The 12,996-nt window shown below is 63.3% G+C and carries 8 protein-coding genes; 4 read left to right on the top strand and 4 right to left on the bottom strand.

Translation table 11 applies throughout. From position 1 onward, the window contains the following. Positions 1–20: 20 nt before the first annotated feature. Positions 21–899 (top strand): hypothetical protein, encoded by an 879-nt coding sequence (locus OXI69_05180; protein MDE2665522.1) that lies wholly within the window; start codon positions 21–23, stop codon positions 897–899. Here OXI69_05180 and OXI69_05175 read toward each other — a convergent pair. After that, positions 871–3,654 carry a TonB-dependent receptor gene (locus OXI69_05175; GenBank protein MDE2665521.1) on the bottom strand — a complete coding sequence of 928 codons (2,784 nt, stop codon included), beginning with the start codon at positions 3,652–3,654 and terminating at the stop codon, positions 871–873. The two genes, OXI69_05180 and OXI69_05175, sit on opposite strands and share 29 nt — an antisense overlap. A 116-nt stretch (positions 3,655–3,770) precedes the next feature. Here OXI69_05175 and OXI69_05170 point away from each other — a divergent pair, with 116 nt between their 5' ends. After that, positions 3,771–4,535, top strand: coding sequence for an HAD hydrolase-like protein (locus tag OXI69_05170; protein MDE2665520.1), 765 nt, complete (start codon positions 3,771–3,773; stop codon positions 4,533–4,535). 229 nt (positions 4,536–4,764) lie between these two features. Here OXI69_05170 and OXI69_05165 read toward each other — a convergent pair whose 3' ends face one another. From OXI69_05165 to OXI69_05155, 3 genes are all read right to left on the bottom strand, one after another. Continuing rightward, complete coding sequence (locus OXI69_05165; protein MDE2665519.1) at positions 4,765–5,793, bottom strand: 2Fe-2S iron-sulfur cluster-binding protein; 1,029 nt, start codon at positions 5,791–5,793, stop codon at positions 4,765–4,767. Between the two features lie 68 nt (positions 5,794–5,861). Then, positions 5,862–7,733: an NAD(P)H-dependent oxidoreductase subunit E gene (locus tag OXI69_05160; GenBank protein ID MDE2665518.1), complete on the bottom strand. Its 1,872-nt coding sequence runs from the start codon at positions 7,731–7,733 to the stop codon at positions 5,862–5,864. A gap of 64 nt (positions 7,734–7,797) precedes the next feature. Continuing rightward, a complete protein-coding gene (locus OXI69_05155; GenBank protein ID MDE2665517.1) occupies positions 7,798–9,708 on the bottom strand; it encodes a molybdopterin-dependent oxidoreductase in 1,911 nt (636 codons plus the stop codon). A gap of 178 nt (positions 9,709–9,886) precedes the next feature. Between OXI69_05155 and OXI69_05150 the strand changes: the two genes are divergently transcribed. Both OXI69_05150 and OXI69_05145 read left to right on the top strand, forming a co-directional pair. Continuing rightward, complete coding sequence (locus tag OXI69_05150; GenBank protein MDE2665516.1) at positions 9,887–11,320, top strand: circularly permuted type 2 ATP-grasp protein; 1,434 nt, start codon at positions 9,887–9,889, stop codon at positions 11,318–11,320. Positions 11,321–11,487: 167 nt separating this feature from the next. After that, complete coding sequence (locus OXI69_05145) at positions 11,488–12,882, top strand: ammonium transporter (protein ID MDE2665515.1); 1,395 nt, start codon at positions 11,488–11,490, stop codon at positions 12,880–12,882. Positions 12,883–12,996: the final 114 nt, after the last annotated feature.

Below are 12,996 nucleotides of genomic sequence, written 5' to 3'. Positions count from 1 at the left end.
CCTGCCGGGCGGATCGTTGCATGAATCTGTGGACCAACCCCCTGGTGGCGCGCCAACTCCGACTCAACCGGGAGACCCTCGACAACTGGCGCCTCTATCGTTCTCACCGGGAAGCGGTGGCCGACCTGATCTGCCAGCCTCCCCAGCCGGCCTCGGACAGGCTCTGCATCCTGGGCGCCGGTAACTGCAATGACCTGGACCTGGCCCGATTCACGGGCCGTTTCGCACAGGTGGACCTAGTGGATCTCGACCGGGAGGCCATGGCCAAGGGCGTCCAGCGGCAATCTCCGCTTGCGCCCGGCCGCATCAGCCTCCACGGGGGAATCGACCTTACCGGCATCTTGAAGACCCTGGCTACCTGGGAACGATACCGGCCCGGAAGAGAGAGCATCGCTCACTGCATCCGCGAGGCCCATGCCTTTGCCGGTCTTCCGTTTCCGGGCCGGTTCGAAGTCGCCGCTTCGATGTGCCTGTTGTCCCAGATCATCGACTCGATCGTCTCGGTGACCGGATCGCAGGCCGTACCCGAGGAACTGGTGGAAACTCTGCGGCAGCGGCACCTCCAGCTGCTGGCGGAGTTGCTTGTGCCGGGCGGTGTCGGCTTTCTGTTCACCGACTTCGCCCTGGAGCGAGGCAGCTCCCGTCCGGCCCGGGGGACTTCACCGGAGCCGGAAAGCGCCGAGGGGACTTCCAGCAATGCCTTCCTGGGCGTGAGCCCACAGGAGCTTTGCGCACTGGCAAGCAATAGTGCCGTCCTCCGCACTCAGGTCGGAAAGGCCCAGGTGACCCCGTCTTGGCTCTGGCGGCAAAACCCCCGCCGCACCCTCCGGGTCTGCGCCATTCAGTTCCAGAGGATTGATCCACTAACCACTAAAAACCGCTTCCCCAGGAGTAGTTGATTCGGGCGTAGTAGTATCCGCCGCTCATGCCCCAGGGGGTGAACTGGCTGTAGGGGAGTCCGAAAATGTTGGCGAAGAGGTCCATCCGCTGGGAGAAGGTGTTGAAGACGTTCTGACCGCCGAGCGCCAGCCTCAGGCTGTCGGTCAGGGAGATGCTCGCTTCCAGGTCGAGGATGTGGCGCCCGTCCAGCAGGGGCGAGTCCTTGCCGCGGACGAAGCGGGCGTCGAAGTGGTCGACCCAGGAGCCGAAATAGTTCACCCGGCCCAGCAAATCTACCCGCCCCAGGCGCTGGGTGACGGCGGCGTTCCAGCGGATTCGGGGAACGCCACGTTCAAGCCCCAGCACGTCTCCGGGGGTGAGCAGGTCCGACTCTTCCGTCAACTGCGTGTGGGTATAGTTCAGCGCGTAACTGAAGACAGTCTCGCCTCCCAGTTCCGCCGGGGTGTAGGTTGTGACCAGGTCGATGCCCTGATTTCGACTGGAGAAGTCGTTGATGAAGAACCGGAAGAAAGCCAGCGTGCCGGCGGAGGCGATCCCCTCCGAGAGCAGCAGCGCGCGCTCGTCCTCGGTGAGCGTAAAGGTTTGGGACAGTGCCAGTCGGTTGGAGAGGTCGACGCGGAAATAGTCTGCAGTCAAGGTGAAGGGGCCGGTGTCGACCACCAGACCCGCGGTGGTGTTTACAGAGGTCTCTGGCTCGAGCGGCTTGCCGCCCTTCAGTTCCGCCGCCAGGAAGGTGGAGGGCACGTTGGCGCTATCGACCAACTGCAGCGTCTTGGGGTCGATGGTGGTCTGCACGTTGAGCGTGTTCTGCTGGCCCGGTGTGGGAGCACGGAACCCGGTGCTGACACCGCCCCGCAGGGAGACGGTTTTACTCAGCCCCAGCCGGGCCGACAGCTTGCCGTTGGTCGTCGCGCCGAAGAGGTCGAAGTGCTCGAATCGGAGGGCGCCACCCACCGTCCAGCGGTCGTCCGGATCCCGCAATTCCAGATCGCCGTAGAGGGCCACGTTGCTGCGATTCCAGGCGCCGGCCGTATAGTCGGGAAATCCGGGAAAGCCGTTGGAGCCGGAGACGAAGCCCTGGGCGGCGTAGGGTCCTACCTCCCAGGAGGGTCTTCCGCCGGCGCCGATCTCGAAACGCTCCCTGCGCCACTCGGTGCCGGCCGCGATGTTGACCATGTCGGTGGCGGCATAGGAGACGTCGAAATTGAGGTTGGTGTCTTCCTGGCGGTAGAGTCCCGGGTCGAACTCCCGGGGCGTGTCGGGCCCGAGTGAGGCGTTGACCGTATTCTGGAAGAAAAAGTCGGACTCATGGGCGCCGAAACTGGCGCTGGCGTCCCAGCTCATGCCGTTACCCAGAACACCGCGCACGCCGCCCACCACCGACATGTCGGTGACCACGCCCCCGAACCGGGGTGTGAATCCTCCAGGGGCGATCTCCCGAAAAGAGAAACAGTTCGGATCCTCGAACACTCTCCCCAGGGCTTCGGGGTCGGGTACGTTGTCGGTGATCCGCACCACGGGACAGTTGGCGGACCCGTCAAGGACTCCGTCGCGCGCGTCCAGCACATCGCCGATCAGGAGGGTCTTGCCTTCGTCAAGGCTGTAGATGTTGGCCCGATTGTTGGGATTCCGGAAGTAGAAGCCCTCGGTCACCTTCTTCTCGGCATAATTGGTGTGGCCGTATAGCTGCACGGAGTTGGAAAACGGGTGGCCGAAGTTACCGAAGAACTTCACGTCGTCGTCGATGGTGGGGTTGCCCCAGATTTGGGCCGGATTGGCCACGGCCGTGTTGCCGGCCGCGATCAGGGCCGCCGCGTCGGCGCGTTGCACGCTGCGGTTGGTGGGGTCGGAGTTGCCGTATTCCAGGCTGAGGTTGGCGAATCCGCTCTTGCCGAGGGGCAGCCCGATGTTTGCGGCTATGGTGTAGGAATCCCCATCCCCGGCGCGATAGGTTCCGGTGTTGAACTCCACGCTGCCCCCCTCTCGGGCATCCTTGAGCTGAAAGTTCAGTACGCCGGCGATGGCGTCCGAGCCGTATTGGGCGGAGGCCCCGTCCCGCAGCACCTCCACCTGGCGCAGCGAGATGGCGGGAATAGGCGCGATGTCGGGACCTTGGGCGCCATCCGTCACCCCGGCGAACCAGGCGATGACCGAGGAGCGGTGACGGCGCTTCCCGTTCACCAGCACCAGCGTGTGATCGTGGGCCAGGTTGCGCAGGCTGGCCGGTCGCACCAGGGTGGCGGCGTCGCTGATGGGATGGGTGGCCACGTTGAAGGACGGGACCAGCGTCCGCAACTGGTAGTCGAGGGAGGTGGATCCCTGGCTCACGACGTCCTGCAGCGGGATGGCGTCTATCGGTACGGGGGATTCGGTCACCGACCGGGGTTGGGCGCGGCTCCCGACGACCACCAGTTCGGTCTCGAGGAGCAACTGAAGGATGACGGTGATGCTGCCCTGGGACGTCTCCACCGAACCTTGATGAACTTCAAAATCGTCCGCCGACACCACCACCTGGTGTGGCCCGGGGCCTAGACCGCAAAAGGTGGCGACACCGGAGCTGTCAGTCATCTGCTCTCGATTACCGACGGTGACCGTAGCGCTCGGGATCGATGCCGCGGAGGGATCCAGAACCCGAACCTCGAGGCACTGTTCCTGCCGAGGGCCGGCCGACTGGTCCAATGCCGACAGTGTCGCGGGTAACCCGGGCAGTGCCACCAACATGGCCAGACAGCCGAGACGGCTGGCTTTCTTCATCATTTCTCCTCACTATCAACACGCACAAGACGAGCACGAACGGGGGAATAGGCCATAGTGCATCTTCGCTACCGCGCATTGTAGCAATTTTACCGCATCTCTCACGGAGGGTAAAATTGTCAAGCTTGCTCCAAACCGGACCTGAATCCATGCCTCGCCTGACCGACTACAGCGCCCTCAGCTTCGACTGCTACGGCACCCTGATCGACTGGGAAATCGGGATCTGGGACGCCTTGCAACCGCTGATCCTGAACAATCCCGGGTCGGACCTCACTCGCGAGACCGCGCTCGGAGCCTTCGCCCGGGGGGAGAGTCGACAGCAGCAGACCACGCCCGATCTGCCTTACCCGGAGCTGCTGTCGCGCGTACACCGCGGCATCGCCGAGATGTACGGTCTTGAATCCAACCGGGACCTCGATACAGCCTTCGGAGACTCCGTGCCACACTGGCCTGCATTTCCGGACAGTGCTGACGGGCTGCGTCTCCTCAGCCGGCACTACAAGCTCGTGATCCTGTCCAATGTGCATCGCGGCGGGATTGCTGCCTCCACGCGGAAACTGGGAGTTGAATTCGACGCGGTCTACACGGCTCAGGACATCGGCTCCTACAAGCCTGCCGACGCCAACTTCGCCTACCTGCTGGCTCACCTCAAGTCGGATCTGGGCCTGGACCGGTCCCGAATCCTGCACGTGGCCCAGAGCCTCTACCATGACCACGCGCCGGCCAACCGTTTCGGCATCGCCAACGCCTGGATCGACCGGCAGCGGCTTTCGGAAGGTGGGAGTTGGGGAGCAACCGAGCGGACGGAAACCATCCCCTCTACCGATTTTATCTATTTCTCCATCGGAGAGATGGCCGAAGCGGTGAAGTTTGAAGGGTGAAGTGAGAAGTTTGAAGTGAGAGGTTTGAAGGTCGAAGTGAGAAGTTACAAGTTTGAGGTTTGAAGTTTGAGGTGTGGAGAGCTATTTGATCGACACGCGAAGCGTCTTGTTAGCATCGGCGCAGTCCGTCAAACAAGCTCGGTCAGGTCACCAGGGGTTTGCCTGTTCCCGAAACCCTCGACCGCCCACTCTTCACACTTCACACTTCTCACTTCAAACTTCAAACTTCTCACTTCTTCTTGTCTTTCCCGCGCACGAACTGCCAGCCGAAGCGGCCCTTGATGCAGAGATGTCCGCGGGTAACCTCCTGGTCGAGCGGTGAGGTGGCCTTGACGATCTGGTTGTCCTGCACATGCAGGGTGAGGGTGCAACCGACTCCGCAGTAGGGGCAGATGGTGTCGGTGCGCTCTTGCTCGGATTCCTTCCAGGTGCCCGCCTCACGCATGTCGTATTCCGACTTGAACATCAGGGCCCCGGTCGGACAGACCCCGATGCAGTTCCCGCAGTAGACGCAGGCGGAATCCGGGAGGGGAACCGAATATTCGGTGGAGATGCGGCTGTCGAATCCGCGGCCGGCGACGGCAATGGCGAAGGTGTTCTGAGCCTCCTCGCCGCACGCCTGCACGCACTTGTAGCAGAGGATGCACTTGCCGTAGTCCCGCACATAGAGATCGTTGTCGATTTTGACCGGCTGAGCCACGGTCGCCGCCGTCTGGCCGTCCGTTGGGCAGTGGGCTCCGGCCCGCTCCGTTTCCGGTTCTTCGGCTGCCGCCGACGGCGCCGCGGGCCCGTATCGCTCGGGTTGCCCGCCATAGCGCTCCAGGTAGGACTGCAGTTCGGGAGCGGTGGAAACATCGACCGAGGAAGCCAGAAACTCCAGGACCATTCGACGGCTCAGGCGGACGCGTTCGCTGTCGGTACGGATCACCATCCCGTTTTCTGCCGGGCGGGAGCAGGCCGGAACCAGAGTCCGCGACCCTTCCAGCTCGACCACGCAGACGCGGCAGACATTGACAGGATTCAGGTTTTCCAGATAGCAGAGGGTGGGTGTTTCGATCCCCAGAGTCCTGCAAGCCTCCAGAAGGGTGGATCCTTCGGCAACCCGAACCTTCTTGTCGTCGATGGTCAGGGTAACCTTTTTCCTGGGGGCCGCTGGCGGGGGCGCGGGAATCGGACCGGGAGGCACCGGGACGGTCGGGTTGGGGGCCGAGTCGTTGAAGAAAAAACTATCCTGCGTCACCGGGTTTTTCTTGTTCATGATCTTCGATTGCAGTCGCCTTGATTCTCCGGAACCGTTGCTGAATCCCGACGACAGCCGAGGGGCCGCTAATCCTCCGGATTCGACCCTTGGCGGAGACCCTCAAACTCCCCCCAGCGCGCCAGAGCGGACTGGATGGCGCTGGAAGCGGTGTGCCCGAGCCCGCAAATGGACGCGTCGCTCATGACCTGGCCGATCTCGGCCAACTGCAACGGCGCCCGTCCCACTCCCTGAACATTCCCCCCGAACATGCGGGACAGGGCTTCCTCCTGTCTCACCGTGCCGACCCGGCAAGGAACGCATTGGCCGCAGGACTCGTCACGGAAAAAGGCCGCGATTCTCAGAAGGATTTTACTCAGATCCACACTGTCGTCAAAGGGCATCACCACGGCCGAGCCGAGGGCGGCGCCGATCGCCCGGGTACCTTCGAAGGTCATCGGGGTATCCAGTTCCCTGTGAGTAAGGAAGGTCCCGGCCGCACCTCCGATCAGGACACCCTGCAGCCGGCCGCTACCGCCCACTCCCCCCGCCAGCTCCAGCAGGCTTGCCAGGCTGGCGCCGAAGGGGACCTCATACACTCCCGGCCGACCGACATGGCCGGAGAGACAGAACAGCTTGGTTCCTGTCGACCGGGGAGTCCCGATGGTGGCAAAGGACTGTCCTCCCCACAGGACGATACCCGGAACGTTGACCAGGGTCTCGACGTTGTTGACCAGGGTGGGACGACCGAACAGGCCGACCTCGGTGGGGAAGGGTGGCTTGTTTCGGGGCTCTCCCCGATAGCCCTCGATCGAGTTGAACAGCGCCGTCTCCTCGCCACAGATGTATGCGCCTGCTCCCCGGCGGATCTCGATGTCGAAGGACAGGTCCATATTCAGGATCCTCTTTCCCAGGAAACCGTGGTGCCTGGCCTGGCGGATGGCGTGGCTCAAGCGCTCGAAAGCCAGGGGATATTCTCCGCGGATGTAGAGGTAACCCTGTTGGCAGCCGGTGGCCAGCCCGGCAATGGTCATGGATTCGATGAGGAGATAGGGATCTTCCTCCATGATCACCCGATCCTTGAAAGTTCCGGGCTCCGACTCGTCCGCGTTGCAGACCAGGTAACGGACCGGCTGGGAGGAACGGGCACGGTAGACCGCCTCCCATTTCCGCCCGGCGGGAAAGGCCGCCCCGCCCCTTCCCACCAGCTTGGAATCGTTGACTTCTCGAATGACCCGCTCTGGACCGATGCCCACTGCCCGCCTCAAGGCCTCATACCCCCCTTGGGCCAGATGATCCTGCAGGCTCTCCGGCTGCAAGCGGCCGACGCGGCGCAGCAGGCGCAACCCCGGTTGACCCTGTTGCGGGACGCTGAGTGACGTCGGCACGGGAGGCGGCTCCGGTTCGCGTTCCGGCTGGTCCACTGCAGCCAGTACGGTATCTGCCGTGGTTGGCGCCAAAGCGCATTCCCAGGGCTTGGGGCCGGCCGCCGAGACCAGGGCAGCCGGGGCGCGCTCGCACAGGCCGAGGCAGGGACTCCTGAGCCAGGTGATCTTGTCCGAGGGCTCGGCCGCTCCGGGCGGGCCCAGGCGGCCCGCCAGGTGCTCGCAGATCTCAGGCGCTCCCCGAATCAGGCAGGCAATGTCGTCACACACGTGAATGACGACCCTGGGCCGCCGATTCATTGAGAAGAGCCCGTAGAAATTGGCGACGCCGAAGGCTTCGGCAGGAGGGAGGTTCAACCGGCTGCAGGCGTAGTTCAGGGCTCCGGGGCTGATCCAGCCGACGCGGCTGTTGATGGCGTGGAGAACCGGAAGCAGCAGGTGCCTCTGAGACCGCTCCGGCCGTTCTTGCTGGAGGTGATAGCTTTCCGCCTTCCCGTCCTGCAGGGGACCCAGGACGCTGTCGACGGCGGACCGCTCGTCCCGGTCCGGAGATTGACCCGCAATGTGAAGATCCAACGGTGGACTCCTCGGCTACCCCGGCCGGGTGGTCGACGCGTCCATAGTGTCCCGTCTCGGAACACTAGCCCGGCTGAGAAGCCGCAAGCTTGACAATGCGAACTGCAGAGGCCTTGAACTCTGCGGTGCCAGACTTGGGGTCGACGGCGTCGATGGTGAGCTGGTTGGTCTGAACCTCGTCCGGAAAGTGCAGGGTCATGAAGGCCAGACCGGGGCGGAGACCGGTATCGAAACGGACCGGAGCAATGACCGAGCCGCGGCGCGAGACCACCTTGACCCGTTCCCCCTCCAGCACCCCATAGCGCTCACCGTCTTCGGGAGACAGATCCAATGATTCTCCCCGCCGGAGGGGAGAGGAAAAGGACAAGGTCTGGGCACCGGTATTGTAGGAATCCAGACGCCTGCCGGTGGTGAGTCTGAGAGGAAACCGATCGTTCAACTCGTCCACGGGGGGTTCGAATTCAACCGGACTGAAGGGCGCCTGCGGCCCCAACAGGGGTTCTTGCCACAGTCGGCTGTGCAGGTAGAGCTCGCCTGGATGCGACTCGTCATAACAAGGCCAGCGAATGCCGTCAAGGGCTTCCAGCCGCTCGTAGCTCATTCCGCGATGCATGGGACTGAGGCCGCGGAGCTCGTCCCAGATGCGCTTCGGTTCCGGTTGGCCCCAGTCGCTTCCCAGGCGGCGGGCCAATTCGTAGAGGATGTCCAGGTCGTCCTTCACTCCGGGCGGCGAGGACAGCGCCCGGCGAACGCGCTGCACCTTGCGTTCGCTGCTGGTGACGGTGCCTTCCGACTCGCACCAGCCGGCCGCAGCCGGCAGGACAACGTCGGCGATGGCCGTGGTGTCCGTCATGAGCAGGTCCTGCACGACCAGGCAATCCAGCCCCCCAAGGAGACGCAGAGCCCGTCCCTGGTCGGCCTCCGATACCGCCGGGTTCTCTCCCAGAACATAGAGCGCCGTCAGCTTGCCTTCCTCCATGGCGTCGAACATTCCGCTGAGGTGCAGGCCCCGCTTGGGGGGGATCTTTACTCCCCAGGCCTGTTCGAAGCGGGAGCGGAGCTCGTCGTTCTCCACGTGCTGAAATCCGGGAAGCCGGTCGGGAATGGCGCCCATGTCGCCGCCTCCCTGGACGTTGTTCTGACCCCTCAGTGGATTCAGCCCGCTCCCGTATTTACCCACGTGACCCGTCAACAGCGCCAGGTTGATCAGGGCCAGCACGTTGTCGACGGCGTTATGGTGCTCGGTAATCCCCAGTGTCCAGCACAGTTCGGCTCTTTCTGCCCGAGCGTACTCGTGAGCCAGCTTCCGAATGCTCTCGGCGGGAACCCCGGTTTCCCGCTCACCCCGTTCCAGCGTGTAGGACTCCAGCGAGCGACAGTATTCGTCGAAGCCGCTGGTGGCATGCTCGATGAAGGTCCGATTCTCCAGGCCGGCATCCAGGATTTCCCGGGCCATGGCGTTGGACAGGGCAATGTCGCTGCCCACCTCGAGACCTAGCCAACCGTCAGCCCACTGGGCCGAACTGGTTCTGCGGGGGTCGATGACGAAGAGCCGGGCTCCGCGTTTCACTCCCTTCAGCACGTGATGAAAGAAGATCGGGTGCGTTTCGCGGGCGTTGGATCCCCACAGCAGGATGAGATCGGTATCCTCGATTTCCTGGTAGGAACTGGTGCCGCCACCCATCCCGAAAACCGTCGCCAGACCGACGACGCTGGGAGCGTGTCAAGTGCGGTTGCAACTGTCGATGTTGTTGCTGCCAATGACTGTACGAACGAACTTCTGGGCGGCGAAGTTGAGCTCGTTGGTGGTCTTGGAGCAACTGAACATCCCGAAAGCCTGCGGCCCCTTGTCCCTGGCAGCCCTCTGAAACCCTCGAGCGGCCCGTTCCAGCGCTTCGTCCCAACCTGCCGGGCGAAGACCGGCGCCGTCCCTCACCAGAGGCTCGGTCAGCCGCTCGCCTCGTTTCCACTGCATGAAAGCCTTCCTTTCGCCCCTGAATTCCACGGGCTCATGAGTCTACCGTTACAACCGGAACCGATGCAAGCGCAAGTCCCCGGTGGACAGACCGGATTGACAACGGCCGCATGACGCCGGATAATGCCGCGAATCAGAATCAGGTCCTCCGATAACCTCCCCGAGAGCGCGCGGCTTCATGGATTTTGCCGGCTACGATCTTGACGACGGGATCTACGACGAGATGCTTCAGCCGAACGGCGAGCCCCGGGAGCATTCCCGATTGCTCTACGAGACCCTGTGCCAACTCTCCAGTGACGAGATCGGCAGCATCCAGGAGCGGGTCACCCGTTCCTTTTCGAACGAAGGCATCTCCTTCACTGTCTACGGGGACGCCGAAGCCAACGAGCGGATTATCCCGGTCGACTGCCTGCCTCGGATCCTGCCGGCTGTCGAGTGGAAGCATCTCGAAATCGGCCTGACGCAACGCCTCACGGCCCTGAACCGCTTCCTGAATGATGTCTACGGGAAGGCCCGCATCATCGACGACGGTGTGATTCCGGTGGACGTTGTGCGCGGCTGCCCCCAGTACCGCAGCGAAATGTGCGGCGTCAACGTGCCTCACGGAACCTGGGTCGCCATCTGCGGCACCGACCTGGTGCGTACCAACCAGGGCTTCGTGGTGCTGGAAGACAACCTGAGGGTGCCTTCGGGCGTTTCCTACATGATCGCAAACCGCAAAGTGGTCAAGACCAGCCTGCGCCGACTGTACCGAAGTTCCCGGGTGCGGGGGGTCGAGCACTACGGGCGCCTGCTGCAGGAGACGTTGCGCGAGCTCTCGCCGGGCGGCCGAAACGACCCCTGCATTGCGCTGTTGACGCCGGGAGTCTACAACTCCGCCTTCTACGAACACATGTTCCTGGCCCGGGAGATCGGCGCGGAACTTGTGGAAGGCCGCGACCTGCTGGTAAAAGACGGTTTCGTATACATGCGCACCACCAAGGGACTGCGGCGCGTGGACGTGGTCTACCGGCGGGTGGACGACGACTTTCTCGATCCCCTGGTCTTCCGCGAAGACTCGCTGCTGGGCGTGCCCGGGTTGATCCACGCCTACAAGCTCGGCAATGTGGCCGTCGTCAACGCCCCCGGAACGGGCATCGCGGACGACAAGAGCGTCTATGCCTACGTCCCCGACATGATTCGCTACTATCTGGGAGAGGAACCGATCCTGGGCAACGTCCAAACCCACTTGTGCCGTCGGCCCGAGGGGCTCGAATACACCCTGGACAACCTGGAGAACCTGGTGGTGAAGCGGGTCGGCGAGTCCGGAGGGTACGGGATGCTGGTCGGTCCCCACTCAACCCCCGAGGAGCGCGAGGCCTATGCCAGGCAGATGCGCGCCGACCCGGCCGACTTCATCTCCCAGCCGGTGCTGCCGCTGTCACGCGCAGCCTGCCTGATCGAGGGCCGTCCCGAGCCCAGGCACGTGGACCTGCGCCCCTTCGTGCTCCACGGGACCAAGACGCGCCTGGTGGGCGGGGCCTTCTGCCGGGTGGCTCTTCGGCGTGGCAGCCTGGTGGTGAACTCCAGCCAGGGCGGTGGAGGAAAGGACCTTTGGGTCCTGGAAGATTGAATCGGGTGGGCGCTTCAAGGCTGCCAGGCCGGAAAGAGCGCTCCCACCGCCGGGCCGACAGGTGAAATCGAATCCTGCCGAAGCATTTCTTGCGGCAGCGGTCAAGGGTAGATGCAAAGTACTGTTGGTCGTCTCACCGTTACTTCTCGACAGATCAGGGGGCACCTATGGCAAAAACAGTGATGAACGGATTCTTGAACAAAGGCCGCGCCGGCAGCCTGGCGGGAAAGACACTCCTCCTGGTTGGCTGCCTGCTGCTTGGAACCACGGCGGCACAAGCAGCGATCGAAAGCGAAGTCGTGTTTGTCTTCAACACCTTTTCTTTTCTCCTCTGGGGCGCCCTGGTGATGTGGATGTGCGCGGGATTCACCATGCTCGAATCGGGCTCGGTGCGCACCAAGAACGCCTCGATGATCTGCCTGAAGAACATTGGCCTCTACTCCATCGCGGGGTTGGCCTACTACTTCATCGGCTACAACCTCATGTATGTCGACGTGGGTAGCGTGATCGGCTCATTCAAGCTCCTTTACGGGCCCTCGGAGACCGAGGTCGCTCTGCTGGCCGCAACCGAGGCCGCTGCACCGTCAGCCGAACTGCTCAAGAAGGGCTACTCCACCATGTCGGACTGGTTTTTCCAGATGGTTTTCGTGGCTACCGCTGCCTCCATCGTGTCGGGAACACTGGCGGAACGGGTCAAGATGTGGCCGTTTTTCGTCTTCACGCTCCTGCTGACCGGCGTCATCTATCCCATCGTGGGCGCCTGGACCTGGGGCGGGGGCTGGCTGAACGCAATGGGCTTCACGGACTTTGCCGGCTCGACCATCGTGCACAGCACCGGGGGATGGGCGGCGCTTGCGGGAGCCATGGTGGTCGGACCGAGGTATGGCAAATTCCGCAAGGACGGAACTACCAAGCCTACTCCGCCCTCGAACATCCTGGCAGTGACCCTGGGAGTGTTCATCCTCTGGTTCGGATGGTTCGGCTTCAACGGTGGCTCGCAATTGGCGCTGGGGAGCGCGGCCGATGTCATCGCCATGAGCCACGTGCTGGTCAACACCAACCTGGCGGCAGCCGCCGGAGTCATGATGGCTCTGGCTGTCTCGCGGCCCATACTGGGGCGCATGGACCTGTTTGCCGGACTGAACGGCGCCATCGCGGGACTGGTCTCGATCACCGCCGCGCCCGACATCGTGGAGCACTACTGGGCCGTGATCATCGGCGCCATCGGAGGCATGGTGTGCACCGCCGGACTCAAGCTCCTGGAGAAGGTCAAGCTGGATGACGTGGTGGGAGCCATCCCGGCCCACCTGTTCGCAGGAATCTGGGGAACTCTGGCTGCCTGCATCGCCGGGGGCGGCGGGCTCGGTGTGCAACTGATCGGCATCCTGGCCATCGGAGCCTTCGTCTTCGCAAGTTCCTGGGTGCTGTGGCGATTGCTGGATCTGATCTTGACGGCACGGGTGACGCGCCAGGTCGAGCAACTGGGCCAGGACGCCGGGGAGTTGGGTATCGAAGCCTACCCCGAGTTCGTCTTGATGCCGGAAGAGGAGGATCGTGACTGAGGCCCGCAGACAGGGCGTGCCGGGCTCCGTTTCGGAGCCCGGTTGAATCATTTGAGGAAACGGGAGAATCCCGGTCGCAACCGCGACCGGAGACGGTGCTCGGCCGGGGCAAAT

The organism is Acidobacteriota bacterium, assembly GCA_028875575.1.
GTDB lineage: Bacteria > Acidobacteriota > Terriglobia > Versatilivoradales > Versatilivoraceae > Versatilivorator.
This window is presented reverse-complemented; position numbering and strand designations above follow the sequence as displayed.

Excerpts from the sequence above, each read along its gene's own strand:
- OXI69_05145 (MDE2665515.1), top strand. The coding sequence starts at position 11,488 with ATGGCAAAAACAGTGATGAACGGATTCTTGAACAAAGGCCGCGCCGGC.
- OXI69_05175 (MDE2665521.1), bottom strand. The coding sequence starts at position 3,654 with ATGAAGAAAGCCAGCCGTCTCGGCTGTCTGGCCATGTTGGTGGCACTG.
- OXI69_05150 (MDE2665516.1), top strand. The coding sequence starts at position 9,887 with ATGGATTTTGCCGGCTACGATCTTGACGACGGGATCTACGACGAGATG.
- OXI69_05180 (MDE2665522.1), top strand. The coding sequence starts at position 21 with ATGAATCTGTGGACCAACCCCCTGGTGGCGCGCCAACTCCGACTCAAC.
- OXI69_05165 (MDE2665519.1), bottom strand. The coding sequence starts at position 5,793 with ATGAACAAGAAAAACCCGGTGACGCAGGATAGTTTTTTCTTCAACGAC.